This is a genomic window from Tunturiibacter gelidiferens (assembly GCF_051013345.1).
In the GTDB taxonomy this organism is placed as follows: domain Bacteria; phylum Acidobacteriota; class Terriglobia; order Terriglobales; family Acidobacteriaceae; genus Edaphobacter; species Edaphobacter gelidiferens_A.
In genome coordinates, this window is the sequence record NZ_CP132939.1 from 6,231,131 (window position 1) to 6,247,693 (window position 16,563).

General features: G+C 57.3%; 16 protein-coding genes, 1 tRNA gene and 3 pseudogenes. 7 read left to right on the top strand and 13 right to left on the bottom strand.

Going from position 1 to position 16,563, the window contains the following annotated elements; all coding sequences use genetic code 11:
• Positions 1-1,067: 1,067 nt before the first annotated feature.
• Positions 1,068-1,403 carry an AraC family transcriptional regulator gene (locus tag RBB80_RS31550; protein WP_433966053.1) on the bottom strand — a complete coding sequence of 112 codons (336 nt, stop codon included), beginning with the start codon at positions 1,401-1,403 and terminating at the stop codon, positions 1,068-1,070.
• A 154-nt stretch (positions 1,404-1,557) separates the two neighbouring features.
• On the opposite strand from RBB80_RS31550, the gene RBB80_RS31555 reads away from it, so the two are divergent.
• The 3 genes from RBB80_RS31555 to RBB80_RS31565 all read left to right on the top strand — a co-directional run bounded on the left by RBB80_RS31555 (position 1,558) and on the right by RBB80_RS31565 (position 2,806).
• On the top strand, positions 1,558-1,746 hold the full coding sequence (locus tag RBB80_RS31555) for a hypothetical protein (protein ID WP_433966054.1): 189 nt from the start codon (positions 1,558-1,560) through the stop codon (positions 1,744-1,746).
• A 62-nt stretch (positions 1,747-1,808) separates the two neighbouring features.
• A complete protein-coding gene (locus tag RBB80_RS31560; protein ID WP_433966055.1) occupies positions 1,809-2,708 on the top strand; it encodes an aldo/keto reductase in 900 nt (299 codons plus the stop codon).
• Positions 2,645-2,806, top strand: coding sequence for a hypothetical protein (locus RBB80_RS31565; RefSeq protein ID WP_433969989.1), 162 nt, complete (start codon positions 2,645-2,647; stop codon positions 2,804-2,806). Before RBB80_RS31560 ends, RBB80_RS31565 begins: the two co-directional genes overlap by 64 nt.
• A 265-nt stretch (positions 2,807-3,071) precedes the next feature.
• On the opposite strand, the gene RBB80_RS31570 is transcribed toward RBB80_RS31565, so the two are convergent.
• From RBB80_RS31570 to meaB, 12 genes and pseudogenes are all read right to left on the bottom strand, one after another.
• The gene (locus RBB80_RS31570; RefSeq protein ID WP_433966056.1) at positions 3,072-3,389 is read right to left on the bottom strand and encodes a hypothetical protein; all 318 of its coding nucleotides are present in this window, start codon (positions 3,387-3,389) and stop codon (positions 3,072-3,074) included.
• 803 nt (positions 3,390-4,192) lie between these two features.
• Positions 4,193-4,277: transfer RNA gene (locus tag RBB80_RS31575), tRNA-Leu, on the bottom strand.
• A 129-nt stretch (positions 4,278-4,406) separates the two neighbouring features.
• Positions 4,407-5,326 (bottom strand): annotated as a pseudogene (gene mak, locus RBB80_RS31580) (fructokinase).
• Between the two features lie 51 nt (positions 5,327-5,377).
• Positions 5,378-6,184: an Asd/ArgC dimerization domain-containing protein gene (locus tag RBB80_RS31585; RefSeq protein WP_433966057.1), complete on the bottom strand. Its 807-nt coding sequence runs from the start codon at positions 6,182-6,184 to the stop codon at positions 5,378-5,380.
• A gap of 10 nt (positions 6,185-6,194) precedes the next feature.
• Entirely contained in the window at positions 6,195-6,431 is a 237-nt protein-coding gene (locus RBB80_RS31590) for a hypothetical protein (RefSeq protein ID WP_433966058.1), read from the bottom strand.
• A 75-nt stretch (positions 6,432-6,506) separates the two neighbouring features.
• Complete coding sequence (pssA, locus tag RBB80_RS31595) at positions 6,507-7,346, bottom strand: CDP-diacylglycerol--serine O-phosphatidyltransferase (protein WP_433966059.1); 840 nt, start codon at positions 7,344-7,346, stop codon at positions 6,507-6,509.
• Positions 7,346-7,996: a phosphatidylserine decarboxylase gene (locus RBB80_RS31600; RefSeq protein ID WP_433966060.1), complete on the bottom strand. Its 651-nt coding sequence runs from the start codon at positions 7,994-7,996 to the stop codon at positions 7,346-7,348. The genes pssA and RBB80_RS31600 overlap by 1 nt, the downstream gene beginning before the upstream one ends.
• A 94-nt stretch (positions 7,997-8,090) precedes the next feature.
• The gene (locus RBB80_RS31605) at positions 8,091-8,309 is read right to left on the bottom strand and encodes a DUF465 domain-containing protein (RefSeq protein WP_433966061.1); all 219 of its coding nucleotides are present in this window, start codon (positions 8,307-8,309) and stop codon (positions 8,091-8,093) included.
• A gap of 82 nt (positions 8,310-8,391) precedes the next feature.
• Positions 8,392-8,889, bottom strand: a complete 498-nt coding sequence (locus RBB80_RS31610; protein ID WP_433966062.1) for a GNAT family N-acetyltransferase — start codon at positions 8,887-8,889, stop codon at positions 8,392-8,394.
• The gene (locus tag RBB80_RS31615; protein ID WP_433966063.1) at positions 8,886-9,155 is read right to left on the bottom strand and encodes a hypothetical protein; all 270 of its coding nucleotides are present in this window, start codon (positions 9,153-9,155) and stop codon (positions 8,886-8,888) included. The genes RBB80_RS31610 and RBB80_RS31615 overlap by 4 nt, the downstream gene beginning before the upstream one ends.
• Entirely contained in the window at positions 9,137-9,982 is an 846-nt protein-coding gene (tsaB, locus tag RBB80_RS31620) for a tRNA (adenosine(37)-N6)-threonylcarbamoyltransferase complex dimerization subunit type 1 TsaB (protein ID WP_433966064.1), read from the bottom strand. Before tsaB ends, RBB80_RS31615 begins: the two co-directional genes overlap by 19 nt.
• Positions 9,906-10,814: a methylmalonyl Co-A mutase-associated GTPase MeaB gene (gene meaB / locus RBB80_RS31625; protein WP_433966065.1), complete on the bottom strand. Its 909-nt coding sequence runs from the start codon at positions 10,812-10,814 to the stop codon at positions 9,906-9,908. Before meaB ends, tsaB begins: the two co-directional genes overlap by 77 nt.
• 414 nt (positions 10,815-11,228) lie before the next feature.
• On the opposite strand from meaB, the pseudogene RBB80_RS31630 reads away from it, so the two are divergent.
• The 4 genes and pseudogenes from RBB80_RS31630 (at position 11,229) to RBB80_RS31645 (ending at position 16,563) form a co-directional block, all read left to right on the top strand.
• Positions 11,229-12,438: pseudogene (locus tag RBB80_RS31630) on the top strand (MFS transporter).
• A gap of 340 nt (positions 12,439-12,778) precedes the next feature.
• Positions 12,779-13,357 (top strand): FadR/GntR family transcriptional regulator, encoded by a 579-nt coding sequence (locus RBB80_RS31635; RefSeq protein ID WP_433966066.1) that lies wholly within the window; start codon positions 12,779-12,781, stop codon positions 13,355-13,357.
• A 254-nt stretch (positions 13,358-13,611) separates the two neighbouring features.
• A pseudogene (metG, locus tag RBB80_RS31640) lies at positions 13,612-15,938 on the top strand (methionine--tRNA ligase subunit beta).
• Positions 15,939-16,011: 73 nt separating this feature from the next.
• Positions 16,012-16,563: a PEP-CTERM sorting domain-containing protein gene (locus RBB80_RS31645; protein ID WP_433966067.1), complete on the top strand. Its 552-nt coding sequence runs from the start codon at positions 16,012-16,014 to the stop codon at positions 16,561-16,563.

Here is a 16,563-nt window from a genome sequence, read left to right on the forward strand (position 1 = left end):
AACTCTAAAGTTCGGATTCGAGAAAGACGGTCATGTAGGAGACCACGTTCACATCCTTGACGATGCTGGCAAAGATCAAGACTGCGCATCACCGAAGAGTTGGCCGCCGAAAGGCGGTCAGAGTAAATTAAGGCGCCTCAAGAGCCAGGGCGGAAACGATCCAGATTCCGCTTCCTGCCGTTCCATGTGGCGTTGGTAGGTCCGCCCGTGCATCCCCTTGGGTTAGATAGGCCTTGCTTTACGGAGAACCTTTGAAGCAATTTCGCCATGCACTCCGAGTCTACGTAAGCCTCCAATTCTCTGACTAGCGGCAAATGTTTCAGAGTCTGCCATCAGTTGGTTGCAGACGGGGATATATAGACGTGGGCCGACAGACTTCCTCTGTTGGCCGCTGCATTCCTGACGTTTTAAAACTTGGCCTATGGGCTATGGCGCAAAACCACTCCAGAAGTGATCCTGAGTTGTGACCATTCAGCAGACATTCGGTGCCAAGATCGTAAGGCTGCGTGAAAAGTACGGAATGTCTCAGGAGGTTCTTCACAGAAGACTGGTATAAAGGACTATTGGGGCTATCACTGCGACGAACAGGAAGCTCACGATCACTGGCAGGATTTTCAGTACTAAGAACGATTCCCCAATGAGCAGGATCGGGGCTGGAGCACGCCATTATTAAGCGATCAGTATCTGCAATTATTGTCCTTGGTTTCTACACCATTTTCTTAGCCGAGTCCGCATATCTTGCGGTTAAACGAGTCCTTCCGCAGCCCCGTCGATAGCCTCTTTGACTAGCTCTGGATCTTCTCCGGTGGGCGCGAAGTCCGGAGCGGTAAGTCTCTAGTGCGGTTGAAAATGCCTTATTTTGGGCAACCGAGGTGACCAGCGTGAGAGAACGCGGATAACTGACTGCATCTGAATTTGCCTCCAGTCAATCAAACGAAATTCAATCCATATCCCGCGCGGGATAAGTTTCCCTTTTTTGGCTCCTAAGTCACTGAAAATAAACGGTATTAATTATTAGCGGAGCAGTACGCGCGCGGGCGCGCGCGACATTAGTTAAGGGCTGAAAATCAAATCGTTTTCAATGCAAGCGCCTGCACGCGATGGTCGTTTAGTTGTTCGGATACGTCAATGGACGAGAGCAGGAACGAGGAGCTGTCGCATAGGTACTCCGTTCCGCCGAGCAGGATGCGCTTCCGTCCCTGGGCAAAGATGCTTAGACCCGGCTCATATGAAGCCCGGAAGCAATGGGTTGGACTCGTCCGGTGATAGAGCGACAGTCCCGGAATCGGCGTCAGATGTTCTCCAGGCTTCTGTGCAAGCTCTCTAATTCTTTGCGCAAGGGAGCGTCTCATTTCGACCACGGCCAAATCTGGCGATCCCGCGTCTCTTTTTGGCTTCAGCATCCTTTGCCTCCAAAAATAGCGTAACTCCAGGCAACCAAACATGTGCACGAAATCCAAGAAGCAGACAGGATCGTGCAAAGAATTGGCAGGATCGGGAAAGCGGCGACACAGCTAACCTCACTACCTTTGAATAAATAGGAGGAAAGGTTTGAACATGCGAAACGCGATTACCGTTTCAGCACTCTTGCTGGCTTCTGCAGTGATGAATGACGTTACTGCTGCCCAGACGAGCGCTCCGCAGATCACGATCACGCCGACCGCTGCGCAAAACGTTATTACCGGCTCCCCCAAACGATTTACGGGTTCCGTTCGCGTGCAATCGCTAGCCGTTCCGCAACAGTGAAGATCGAACCCATCAAGAGCTGAAGGACGGGCGGTACCGGTAGCCCCGGGGAGAAGAACACAATGCAAACAAGAGTGCTAGGAAGTAGTGGGCTCGAGGTCTCAGCTATCGGGCTGGGGTGCATGCGCATGAGCGCTGGTCACGGAGAAGTCGCGGCAACTAAAGAGGAGATGATTGCGCTCCTTCGAACATCTGTCGAACTTGGCATCACCTTTTTCGACACGGCTCAGGTGTACGGTCCGTTCGTGAACGAAGAACTTGTTGGCGAAGCGCTTGCCCCGTTGCGGGACCAGGTGGTCCTCGCAACCAAGTTTGGCTTCGACTTTGGGCCGGAGGCAGACTCCAAGTCGCAGGGGTTGTGTAGCCGCCCTGAATACGTCCGGCTTACCGTAGAAGGTTCACTCAAGAGACTCCGAGTCGACGCGATCGACTTACTCTATCAGCACCGCGTTGACCCAGATGTGCCGATTGAAGAGGTTGCCGGAGCGGTACGTGATCTGATCCAGCAGGGTAAGGTCAAACATTTTGGGCTCTCTGAAGCCGGCGCGCAGACCATCCGACGAGCACATGCAGTTCAGCCGGTTACCGCGCTGCAGAGCGAGTATTCGCTATGGTGGAAACGTCCCGAGGAAGAGATTATCCCGACGCTGGAGGAACTGGGCATCGGTCTCGTTCCTTACAGCCCTCTGGGAAAAGGCTATCTCGCCGGAACAATTACGGAGAACACGAAGTTCGATGCGGGCGACAACCGTGGCACGTTCCCACGGTTCTCTCCGCAGTCTATAAAGGCGAATCGTGGTTTGGTGGATATTATTCAAACATTCGCGGCGCAGAAACACGCGCCCCCGCTCAGATCGCTCTCGCCTGGCTGCTTGCCCAGAAACCTTGGATCGTCCCCATTCCAGGCACTACAAAACTGCACCGACTGGAGGAGAACATCGGGTCGACTCTCGTCGAACTGACAGCGAACGATCTTCAGGAACTGGATAGCGCGACCGCGAAGATTACCGTCGAGGGCGACCGCTATCCTCCGGACCTTGAGCGCATGACGTATCGATAGGGATGTGATTACTCCCGGTAAGGCCGGCTTCTGTTTATTAATCGTCCTTTCACATGGACGAATAACCGGCTATCGAGCATGAACTCGTACGGGCCGTGGCCGTTGAGCATAACCGGGACGATGGGGATATGAGTCAGATGGGATGACGATGACGCCGGCGAATAGGCTAGTTGGGAATGTTCGCAATAACGGTCCAGAGACGCTGAACAGCGCATGATATCTAACGTATCCAGAACTTATCCCACTGTTATCCTGTGATCATCGATCACCGCCAGCAATCAACTTCCTGCAAGTCGGCTGTATTCACATTCCGTTGATCCGTGTAGCGCCAACCTCGGATCTGAGATGCGGCGGCTAGGTCGCCAGCTTGAGCCTCGCGAATGACCCACTCCTGATAAGTCAAAGCCTTCTGGCTCAGACGGTCACGCATTACTTCAGATTTCACGACCCTTTGCTCCATAACAGATCGCGCAACAGCCTCTGATAACCGTGAGCGTTTTTCCTGCCAAGGGATGTTTTCGGTCCTGATAGCCGTTTTTGTTTGTTTCAGTTCTGCCGAAATCATCCTGCGCTTGACGTTCACTATCCATGTGTACATCTTCTGATCTGATCTCTGCTGTGTCCGGTACGATCCAACCGAGCATCGGGTTGGAATGCCGATCAACAGTGCCAGAATGCTGTGTTCCTTTTCTGCCGTTATTCGACGGTTGCGTCCCGAACCTGGAGCTGGTCTTCGTATGTTCATTACCGGATTCGAGGGAGACCTACGCCCCATTCCTTGCTTGCCACGGTGAAAAGATGGCCCAGAAGCGCAAGATCCAGTCGAAATGTATTGTTTGCTCGCGGCTGTGGTTTACCTTCAGGTTCTTGCGGTCATCACCTGCCAAACGCGCATCACGAAACTTCGCCACAATCTCAGGCGTTAGGGCAGCTACGAGTATTTGCCTTGATGCTTAGTCAGGATTGTCGCGCGCTTTTATATCTGCAATCTGAGATGTTGGTCGCTTGGTCGGAACGATCTCGGCGAAATAGCGCTGAGTGCGACCTCAACAGTCATGCGGTCTGCGGTAGCCCCTGAATATAGGCACCCCGAACCCATTTCATCTTCGGGACGCCGTGACCAATCTTCAGCATCCCGCTTTGTGCGGAACGTCTTTGCCGTTGTGGGCCATCCCGCCTTACGAATGACTGCTTTCCAGGTGGAAGATGGTGTCTTTACGAGGGTTGCCATATGTCTCCGGTACAGTTTCCTGAGACTGGCAGTGTACCGAAATTGTACCGAAGGGCGAGCGGTACAGCGATTTTCGAGTGGATCGCGGCGAATTCGCTGCCACGATTCGTCCGCTCTAAACCCATAATTTAACTCGACTTACACTTCTTTCATTATGGTGCCGGGAGGGGGTCGAACCCCCACGAGGTTGCCCTCGGCGGATTTTGAGTCCGCTGCGTCTGCCAGTTCCGCCATCCCGGCTTTTACTTGCAAGCAGAGGCTATTCCACTTCGCCAGTAGTCAAATCGCAAATACCGGCGCACTGAGATCGATGATCGAATCAGCGGCTTTGTTTTAAGTATCGCATAGCATTTGCTGACTCGCATCCTATCAAATTCGCTTATTAGGCCAAAGCCACGCCGCGCCGCGGACACCACTGGAGTCTCCATATTTTGCTTTCACTACGGGCGTGGATGCCTCCCCTCCAAAGACATATTTCGGCAGCAACTTAGGCAGTGCCTCGTAGATATGCTCCACTCTTGATACCCCCCACCAACCACAATGACATCTGGATCCAGTATGTTGATCACGTTAGCCAAACCGCGCGCTAAGCGATCTTCGAACCGCTCCACGGTCTCCGCGGCCACCCGATCTCCCGCGGCGAAGTCAGCAATTATCTCGCGCGTAGTCCGCGCTCTGCCGGTCACATTTTTGTAATCCCGCGCAATTCCCGTGCCCGAGACCCACATCTCCATGCACCCTCTCTTCCCGCAGTAGCAGGCGGGTCCAGGGGATTCCTCCGGCTTCGGCCACGGCAGCGGATTGTGACCCCATTCGCCCGCAACTCCATTCGGCCCGTCGTGGACACGCCCCTCCAAGGCGACTCCGCCTCCACATCCGGTACCTAGAATGACGCCATACACAAAACGCACACCGGCGGCCGCGCCGTCTGTTGCCTCTGATACCGCAAGGCAATTTGCATCGTTGGCGACCCGTACTTCGCGACCAAGCGTCGCGATCAGATCTCTATGAAATGGTTTGCCATTCAACCACGTTGAATTGGCGTTTTTAACTAGCCCGGTAATTCTCGAGATGGTACCTGGAATACCGGCACCCACAGTGCCTGTCTTTCCAGTCTCCGTCTCTAGGCGGTGAACCAGCGCAACAATTGCCTTGACCGTCGCTTCATAATCGTCCCGCGGAGTATCGACACGATGCCGAGCCAACTCTGTACCGCGATCATCGATAGCGAGTGCCTCGATTTTTGTCCCACCAAGATCAATCCCGATGCGCATCTCCATCTCCGTCATTGAGCCTTCCAGTCCTTTCACTTGCCATTCAAAAAAGTGGCCACACCGAACCTACTGCACCTTGCCGCGGGGACGCAACCTGCGAAGTTCCGCGCCGCATGCAATCGCGTTCAGCGCAGCAAGCTTCAGGTTGTCCGCAGCGAGCCAAAGCCAGAAGCGTCTTCCTCGCGCACTCTGACCGAAGTCTCCGTTCACTCGTACCATGATGTCTTCCTGCCCTGCCGCACTCAGGTTGCTCGGCGGGTCGGAGCCCTCATTTACGACGTCTATATGTTCCCCGACAAGGGCTGACTCTACTTCCTCCTGCGTCGCTTCAGCATCGAGATCCACCAGCATCGAAACGACATATCCATGAAACACCGGAGCCTGAATGACCAGCAGTGCCAGCTCAGGTAGCAGCAAGTCAGCAAGCCCAGCATAGTGTTGGCCGATGCGCCGTTGCGTGGTGCTCAACTTCACCTTCGCGGCATCACCCAGCGAAGGCAACAAATTAAATGCCACCTGCGCATCGTACTGTTCCCGTGGCAGCGTTTGAAACGAAAGTAGAGTAACGGTCTGCTGATGCAACTCGTCCATCGCGGCGCGGCCATACTCCGACGCCGGTTCCATAACCGTCGCAGCAACGCTCTTCAGAGCCATCTTCGCCTGAAGTCTTCCAGCGACCAGGGCAAGCATCACAGCGACCGGATGCGCAGCTACAAGAGCAGGCGTCTTCAAATCTGGCTCCACGCCACCGCGCTCGCTCTTATCTGCAAGCACCTCAGCCACCCACGGCGCCCGCACCAGAACATCCTTCTCGCCTTCCAACGCATACGTCAGGTCGACAATGCTCGCCCCGCGCGGCGTGCGGCCTGCCAATACTTCTTCGTCACCGCTGCACTGCCCGCAAAAAAACAAAGTCCATTCGATCGAAGGAAGATGCCTCCAACCGTTGTATGAAAGCAACCTCATCGCCAGCGGCAGTCACTTGTCCTGCGGCTTCTTCTTCGTCGAGCAGTACGAAGTCCGATGCCCCCAGCGACGACTCGCCCAATTCCTCGCTCAGCTCTTTCCCCGCGAGCGAAGACGCCCCTACGATCCCGATTCGATACATTCTTTCTGCCATATTTTCCTGAAAGTCGTCGAGACATAAGGTCTGAGCGCCAGATTATTATCTTATCTGTTCATTGCGCACCACTGACTACACAGCGGAGTGCCGCCGCTCTCTACCCCAAGAGTACGCAAGCCGAGCCACCACGCCAGACACCAGATACGCCATTGCCAGGATGATCAACATGTACTCCGAATAGAGCACAATCAGCGCTCCTACAAACGCTATCACTGCCACCAGTTGAAACGGATGACGCTTACCAAGCGTGATCTCCTTCGCACTCCAGAACCGCCAGTTGCTCACCATCAAGAAGCTGGTGAATAGCAGGAGACAAAGCCACACCAGCGCTATCCATGGACTGTCGATCGGCGATCCATGCTGAAAATGAATCACCGAGCTGATCACGCCCGCGCCTGCCGGAATCGGCATGCCGACAAAATACTTCTTGCCCGGCCGCCCCGGGTTGCGAGGCTGCGGATTGATGCTGATATTAAATCTCGCCAGCCGACTGGCGCCGCATATCAAAAAGATGAAGCAGACAAATACCCCGATATGCACAATTTGCTGTCGCGCCTCCGGATGTGCCATCAACGGTAGCATCCGGAAACCCCAGATATACGCCAGCAGACTCGGCGCCACACCAAAGGTAATCACGTCCGCCAGCGAGTCGAGCTCTTTTCCAAAGTCGCTCGTCGTGTGGGTCAGCCGTGCGATGATGCCATCGAGACCATCGAACAAGACGGCAATCCCAAGCGCCAGCGCAGCTCGATCGAAGTGGCTCTGATCCGTCACCGACCCCTGAATACTCTGCGTAATTGCGTAGTATCCAGCGGCCATGTTTCCCGCTGTAAATAGCGACGGCAGCACGTACATCCCCCGACTAGGTTGACGCCTCACCTTCTCGTCGGTCCCGATCTGCGAATCCTCCATTAGGCCACCACTGCGGTTGCGTCAATTAGCGACTGCTCGGGAAGCACGGCCAGCACGGTCGACCCACCCTTCACGCGAGCCCCTGTCTTCACCTTCAGATTCGCCGCCGCCGGCATCAGCACATCCACCCGCGACCCAAATTTGATGAGGCCGATCCTCTGTCCACGCTCCACGCGGTCACCTACTTTCAGGTTGCAGACAATACGCCGAGCCAGCAGACCTGCTATCTGTTTGAAGCTGACTTCATAGCCACCGGCGTCGATCGTAATCAGAGTCTGCTCATTGTTCAACACCGACTCCGGCTTCATCGCATTCATGAATTCGCCCTTGCGAAACTCGCACACCTTCACGACTCCGCCCACCGGCGACCGGTTCACATGTACATCAAAAACATTTAAAAAGATGCTAAGCCGCAATCGGCTCCCGCTAATGGTCTCGATCCACTCAGCTTCTGTAACTACACCGTCCCCAGGAGACACAATCTGTCCCGGCGCCTGCGGAATCGTTCTGTTCGGATCACGAAAAAACCACAAAAAGAAGACCGCCAGAATCACCGGCAGCGCCACCAACGCAATCGGCATATTTAGATACCAAAGCGCCGCCGCCACAAACCCAAGCCCTAAGGCATAGAAAAACCCGTCTCGCACCATAAGTGACTCGATTATAAGGCCACGCACACCTCAGACCTGAGCGCAGCGTCACTCTGGCCTTTGATTCCCTGCCATCAAACCTTGCGGCTTGGCCTCAGGAGACCCCCAAGCGTCGAAGCCGCTCGATCTCATCCTTCAAACTGAGCTTCAGCTTCTTCAGTCTCACCTCTTCCAACTGTTCCGAATCGGTAAGAAATAACTTGGACCGCAGCGTGTCCAGCCTGCGATCGTAAAGGCTATGTTCTTGCATTAGTTGTTGAATGGAAGGAAACGACGCAGGATGGGGCAGCTCGGTGAACTTGCCAGTTTGCACGTGAGAGTACCTCCAGCAACAGACGACATTCGCACTGATGGCCGACAAGCTATCACAGCTCAATCAACACCGGCAATGTGGATTACTTGTCTACCGCTAACCTCAACTGCATCAGCAACGCATCCTCTGTCGGATCGCGGTAGTAGTTATCGCGCTGTCCAACGACGGCGAACCCTAACCCACTATAAAGCGCAACTGCCCCTGCACTCCCCGCCCTCACCTCGAGTTCCATCTCCTCCCCACCCTCCTCGCTGCACCAACGGATCACCGCCGCGCACAATGCCCGTCCCAGACCCATTCGTCGCGCCAACGCATTCACCGCCACGCTTTCAAGCTCCGCCAGCCTCACTGCGCCAGAAACAAGAAGCTTCCCGACGGCAAAACCCAACAACCCAGCCTCTGACTCCGCAACGTACAAGCACCGCCTCACCGCAACCTCAACGCTTCCATCCACATTCACAATCGCCGCATACGCCGACTCTGCCCAATGCGGAGCCTCAGGCGTGGCCCTCTCAAGCAGCATCACACCAATAAGATCCTCAGTCCGACCCGCGCGAATCCGATACTTGGCGAAACTCATCCAACGGCTCGCGGAGCAACAGGCTTAGCAAATATCTCTGCGTCTGTTCGTCTCAGATAATTCGCATCCAGCGCAGCCGCATCCTCAAATCGCCCCGACACAACCCGCTCTACCGCAAACGGCAGAGCATCCCCAGCCAACGGCTCATCCACCAACTTCGGACCCAACTCCGGCAAAGCCTCCGCCACCTTCAATTCACACACCACCACCAGCCCGCCCGAAGCCGCGACTCTCACATCCTGCGCGCTTACCAGGGTCTCCCGCACGCATCTCTTCCCCATATACTCCCCGTAATAAAACTCCCCCGACCGGCATCCAGAACTGCATGCACCATCTGCTCCCCGCCATCGACGGCGCCAGCAAGCAGCGCCAGTCGCGACAACGCAATCAACGGCACAGCCCAGGCCTCGCTCAGCCCCTTCGCCGCACTCACCCCCACACGTACCCCTGTAAACGATCCCGGTCCGTGCACCACTACGACGGCCGCCAACTCGCTCGACAGCCATCCACTCGCCGCCATCAGCCGCCGCACAGTCGGGACCAGCAGCTCCGACGAACTCCTTCCCGGCAACACCTCAGCCGCAACGATCGCTGGCGCCATCTCACTATCCGCCAGCGCAACGCTTCCCTCTCCACCCGCCGTATGAATCATCAGAAACCGCATTACGCCCGAGCCTCCCGCGGCTCGACAGCGTCTCCAACAATCTCCAGTAGCACGCCCCCGTGCTGGCCGGATGCACAAAGAAATAGCGATGCCCCCGGCACCCACTCTCACCGCATCGCTCGCCAACTTCACCCCTTGCTTTGTCAGCCGCGCAAACATCGCGTCGATCCCATCCACATGGACAGCGATATGATGCAGTCCTTCACCTCGCTTCGCTAAAAATCTCCCAATCGTGGAATCTGCCTCGGTCGCCTCCAACAACTCGATCCGGCTTTCTCCCAGCGGCAACATCGCCGTCTTCACCTGCTCATGCTCCACGGTCTCTTCATGACTCACCACCAACCCCAGCGCCTCATAAAATCCACGCGCCCCCGCAATGCTCTTCACCGCGACACCCAGATGATCCAGCCGCAGCCCGCTCTGCCCCATCAAATCCGCCCGAGCAGAGTCCTCGATCATTATTCTTCGCGAACCCTTCTCCACTGCACATCGTCTCACCGTTTCCATCAACTCCTGCACCCCTCCCCGTCGTCGCGACCGTCCGCACAACAGGAGGTACCCACTCACCCCGCGCAAGCGCCAAACCCTGCATCGCAACAATCTCCTGCTCCACCAGCTCCGCGCCTCCACGGTCGCTCTTGTTCACAACAAACACATCCGCGACCTCCATCACGCCAGCCTTCAGACTCTGCACCTCATCGCCCATTCCGGGTACAAGCACCAGCACCGTAACATCCGCCAGGCCAACCACATCCACCTCATCCTGTCCCACACCCACCGTCTCAATGACGATTGTTCCCCGCCCCGCGGCCTCCATCACCAGGCAGACATCAGCAGCCGCACGCGCAACGCCTCCCATCGCCCCACGCGAAGCCATGCTGCGAATAAACACGCCATCATCCCCGGCAAAGGCCTGCATCCGAATCCTGTCCCCCAGCAACGCCCCACCCGTGTAAGGACTCGACGGATCGACCGCCACCACCCCCACCCTCTGCCCCTCCTGCCGAAGCCACCTCACCATCTGGTCCACCAGCGTGCTCTTCCCCGCCCCGGGAGGCCCCGTTACTCCCACCCGCAGCGCTCTGCCCACAAACTCCCGGCAAGCCGCAAGCACCTCCGCTCCCCCGCCATCCTCCACGAGAGATAAGGCCCGAGCCAGAGCACGAACATCGCCCGTCTGCACCCGCGCCATCATCTGGGCAACTTCAACCTCATTCGTCCTGAAATCCTTAGTCACGTCAGCGATGATATCGTGCTCCATCTCGCATCTCCCATGCCCAACTTCCTTCCCGGCAAAGCGCCCTCAGCATTCTTGAGCTTGAACTCTACAAATGGACCGTCCTCAAAACCCGGTCGCCCACCTTCCTTCATTTGCGAACACTCCGACGCATTCATTTTGTAATCAAAAATGTTCTTTCCAGATCATCGGAGATGGCTCTTGACACCTACTGCCCGGCACAGACTATCCTCATCCTCGACACCCCTTGCCCCGAATCTGCCGCATCAGGCTCAATCCGGGGCATTCGTCAGACCAACATTTACGCTGGAGTTGCAACTAATGTCGATCAACACTGCCAGCCTCCCTGACTCGGGCTTCACCACCGCCGCCCCGGAGAAGTCCAACGTCCGCTGGCTCGTATGCGGTCTTCTCTTCCTCGCCACCACCATTAACTACATGGACCGCTCGGTCTTCTCTCTGATCGAGCCGCTCCTTCATCTCGACTTCATGGGTTGGATTCCTGGCGTCGATGCCGCTCATCAGACCGCCTACAACATCAACTACGGCCGAGTCCTCATCTGCTTCCAGATCGCCTATGGCGTGGGCTTCCTCTTCGCCGGCCGCATCATCGACAAGCTCGGAACCAAAACCGGATACGCCCTCGCCATCCTGATCTGGGGTTGTGCCTCGATCAGCCACTCCATGGTGGCCAGCGTTGCCGGCTTCTGTATCGCCCGCGTCTTCCTCGGCCTCGGCGAATCCGGCAACTTCCCCGCCGCCATCAAGGCCACCACCGAATGGTTCCCCTCCGAAGAGCGCGCTCTCGCCACCGGACTCTTCAACTCTGGCTCCAACGCCTCCGCCTTTATCGCACCAGTTCTCATCGCAGCTGTCGCCGCCCGTTGGGGATGGCACGCAGCCTTTATCTGTACCGGCTCCATGGGGCTCGTCTGGGCGGTCATCTGGCTTTTTTCCTTACAACAAACTCCGCCGCGCCGCCACCCAGACCCAGGCTGACCTGGCCCCCATTACCCAGGGCGGCTCCATCTACCCGATCCTCCTCCGCCACCGCGGCTTTTGGGCCTTCTGCATCGCCAAAGGCATCACGGACCCCATCTGGTGGTTCTATCTCTTCTATCTCCCTAAGTTCCTCAACGATAACTACGGCCTCAACCTGAGCCACGTAAAGTATCCGTTGATCGTCATCTACACCGCCGCGAGCATCGGTTCCATCGCCGGTGGCTGGCTCTCCGGCTTCCGCATGAAACACGGCCACAGCGTCAACTCCGGTCGCAAGTTCGCCCTTCTCATCTGTGCCCTTTGCGTTCTTCCCATCATGCTCGTCCCGCACATGCACTCCATCTCCCCATACAACGCCTGGCCCGCTATCGCGCTCTTCTGTCTCGCCACCGCCGCGCATCAAGGCTGGTCTGCCAACCTCTTCTCCACGCCAACAGACATGTTTCCCTCGACCAGCGTCAGCACCGTCGTCGGCATCGGTGGCGCTGCCGGAGCCCTCGGCGGCGCGTGCTTCACCTGGCTTGTCTCTCACTACTTCTCCCTCCACCCTCTGCTGATCTTCACCATGGGAGGCCTAGCCTACGTCACCGCCCTCTTGATCTTCCAGCTTTTGGTGCCACGTCTCGGCGGCCGACAAACCGCCTGAATCCAGTCTTCTAGGTCACAAAAACCAGCAGCTTCGAACAGAGTCAGAAACGTATCGCTCCTCTTCTTGATCCACTGGAACACGCGCCACACAGCCGTGTTACCCTTCATCAAATCAGGCGCAAGGGAGCTTCGTTCAGCATGAAAAAAGAGGCCAAAGAACAGTTCGACGACGTCTCCAGCCACAGCCACCTCACCATGCAGGTCGTTGAACACATCCGCTCGCTCATCAGCTCAGGAGAGGTTCGGCCCGGCGACCGTCTCCCCCGGAGCGCGACCTGGCCCGCCAGCTCAAGATCAGCCGCTCCAGTCTGCGCTCCGGCATCGGCTTTCTCGCAGCCATGGGGGTCCTCAAAAGCCGTCACGGCGCAGGCACCTTCGTCGCCTCCGGGCCCCCTTCGTTCGACTCCAGCTCTTTCTCTGTCCTCGGTGCTCTCCACGGCTTCCTTCCCGGACAGATGTTCGAAGCCCGCATCATCATTGAATCCAACCTCGCCGCTCTCGCCGCCGAACGCGCCACCGAGGAACAGGTCACAGAGCTGGCCGAAGAGGTCGCCGAGATGTACGCCGCGCTCGACGATCCCCACGAGTACCTCATCCATGACGTCCGCTTCCATCGCGCCATCGCCCGCGCAGCAGCCAACCCCATCCTGGCCGCCATCATGGAGACGCTTATCGCCAATCTCTATGAGATCCGCAGCAAGACCATCCAAAACGCCGTAGATCTAAAAGAATCCTCCGAGATGCACCGCGAGATCTATCGCGCCATCCGCTCCCACAACCCCGCGCAGGCTCGCCGCTCCATGGAGCAGCACCTCAACCTCGCCCGCATCGCTCAAGCCGCCGAAAGCCAGCCTGCTCAGTCTCCCGCCGAGCAGACTCCACCTGCTTTCGCCGAGGCGACCCATCCGGATCGGTAGACTTTCCCCTGATTTTTAAATCTGTGGTGGAGCGGGGCTTTTGCGGGGTTTTTGGCAAAAAACCTGTTCTGGACGTGGTTTTTTGATGGTGTGACTGTGGTGATCTGCGTGGTGAACGTGGTGTTTCAGCAGTGATCTTTTCAGCTGCGAAAGATACGCCAACTTTTCGAGATTTATTTTTGGGCGGCGGCCTCGTGAATGCGATTGCCGGCAGGAGACAGCCCTCGCCACCCTGCTAAACTGGGCTCTGGCCCATGCCCGAGCAAAAGTTCTATCTCACTACCCCTATCTACTACGTCAACGCACGCCCCCACATCGGCCATGCGTACTCGACCATTGCGGCCGACGTCGTCGCGCGCCGCCATCGCCTGCTTGGGGAAGACACCTTCTTCCTCACAGGTACCGACGAGCACGGCCAGAAGATCGAGCGCAGCGCCGCAGCAGCCGGCATTCCGCCCCAGCAGTTCACCGACCAGGTCTCCGCCGAGTTCCGCACCCTCTGGGACCGCATGGGCCTTACCTATGACGACTACATCCGCACCACCGAACCCCGCCACCAGCGCGGCGCCCAGCGTCTCTTCGCCGACCTCCACCAGCGCGGGCAGATCTACCTCAGCTCCTACACCGGCCAATACTCCATCGGGGAGGAGATCTTCGTCGATGGACCTCCGGGCGTCCTCGGCCCCGACGGCAAGCCCACCGAGACCGTCACTGAAGAGAACTTCTTCTTCCGCCTCAGCCAATATCAGCTCCCCCTCATCGACCTCATCGAGTCCGACACCTTCCACATCCAGCCCGATTCCCGCAAGAACGAGATCCTCAGCTTCCTTCGCGGCAACGTCGCTGAAGCCACCGATCGCGACGAAGTCATCGCCCTTTCGGCGCAGGGCAAGTCCTATGTCCCCGGCAATCTTCGCGATCTCTCGGTCTCCCGTTCCAGCTTCACCTGGGGCATCCCCGTCCCCGAGCCCGCCGCCTCCGAGACGCAGCAAAAACACGTCATCTACGTCTGGCTGGACGCCCTCGCCAACTACATGACCGCCATCGGCTATGGCAGCGACGCCCCCGAAGACATCGCAAAGTTCGAGCGCTACTGGCCCGCCGACCTCCACCTCATGGCCAAGGAGATCACCCGCCAGCACTGCATCTACTGGCCCGCCTTCCTCCTCGCGCTCAAACCAAGCGAGATCGCGCAGGACGAGTGGAATCGCAAGATGCTGCCCAAAGCCGTCACCGCCCACGGCTGGCTGCTCTTCGACGACAGCAAGATGTCGAAGTCCAAAGGCAACATCGTTCGCACCGAGACCATCCTCGACGCCTTCGGCACCGAAGTCTACAAGAAGCAGTTCCCAGACAGCACGAAGAAGGAACAAGACCTCTTCGCCGCCGATGTTCTCCGTTACTTCCTTCTCCGCGAGATTCCCTTCGGGCAAGACGGCAGCTTCAGCTTCGACGCAATGATCACCCGGTACAACGCGGATCTCGCAAACGGCTACGGCAACCTAGTCAGCCGCACATTGAGCATGGTTCAAAAGTACTTCGACGGTCGCATTCCATTTGGGAAAATGGACGGACATGTTGGTTCCGGAATCCTACTGGGTAACGCCGCGATCCCGAACAACTATCAGGAATATGATTTTTCCAGTGTTCTTCATAATGTGTCGAACATGATCCGCGCGGCAGATCAATACATCACGGCTTCGGCACCATGGAAAATCGCCGCAGATGACTCGCAAACTGAAGAGCTAAGAGATGTTTTGTACACTGCGCTCGAATCCATTCGAATAGTTACCAGTTTTATTGAGCCAGTTCTGCCATTCACAGCGGCTAAGGTATTCGCTCAGCTAGGAATTCCCTCCGAAAGACTCCCGGGAACCGAACCCAAATGGACAGAGACAGAATTAGGCCCCCTTGCCCCCATCTTCCCCCGAGCAGACAAAGGACTCGCGCAGATCATGATTGACATGGAAAATCCCAACTCTACTTCTCAGAAGCCCGAGCACCCGAAGCCCTCCAAGTTTGTCGACGAGACCACCACCCACACCTCCGCCGCCCCAATCGACCCAACCGATCCCGCCGCCGCCCCTCGCACCTCCTACCTCGCCGAAGCCGCCCCCGGCACCACCGTCGGTGGAAGCCACGCGATAAGCACCGAGCGCACCAGCACGCCCTCGCACACCCAAGCCCCCGCCTCGGGCATCTTCGCCAACTCTGCCGCGCAGTCGAACATCTCCGGCACTGCGCCCGACACTCCGCAGATCGCCATCGACGACTTCGTCAAGATCGACCTTCGCGTCGCCCAGATCACCGTCGCCGAACGCATCCCGAAAGCCGACAAACTCCTCCGCCTCGAGGTCGATCTCGGCTACGAGAAGCGCCAGATCCTCTCCGGCATCGCCGAGTGGTACACCCCGAAGAACTCCTCGGCAAAAAAATCGTCGTCATCGCCAACCTCGCCCCGCGCAAGATGCGCGGCCTCGAATCGCACGGCATGCTCCTCGCCGCATCGCACGGCGAAGACGGCAAACCGGTGCTTGCGACCTTCGGCGAAGAGATCGCTGTCGGCTCGCGGCTGAAATAAGATTGGCTTGACAATACTCTCAGGGCGGCCCATCCTTACCTTGATTTAGACCTACGGAAGGATGGCCCTACCGATGAAAGGTCTTGTTTTACCTTTTCTTCTCTGCTCTGCCTTCATTTTGCCTTCAACTGCCCGAGCCGATGGGATCGACGACTTTGTCGTGACCGGCAACGGCCTCGATCTTACCTTCTCCCTCCCTGCCTCGCCTCCCGGCAATGAGAGTACTTGCCCACCAAACATCATCAGCGCCTGCCTTCCGGGTTCTGAGACAGCTTTCTATCTCACTACGCTGGTGACGATCAATGGCGTTACCAGCGAAGACAGTCTTGCATTCCCCACGGGGCGCTTTGCTGGCGGAGTCAGCATTGGCGATAATCCAGGACGACTCTACGGGAATGTGCTGTTCACACCCAACGCGGCGACACCGACGTTCCTCCTCGGCACATATCAACTGTACGCACGCAACCTCGGGGAAGGTCCGCCCTTTCTGGATTACACCTTACAGATCACGCCCGGAAGCACCATCTCCTCCACACCTGAACCATCAACTCTTGGCCTGTTAGGCACAGGCATGCTGGGGCTGATTGGTTTTGTGCGAAGCAAAAGAGGCAGAGTGTCGCTCTGA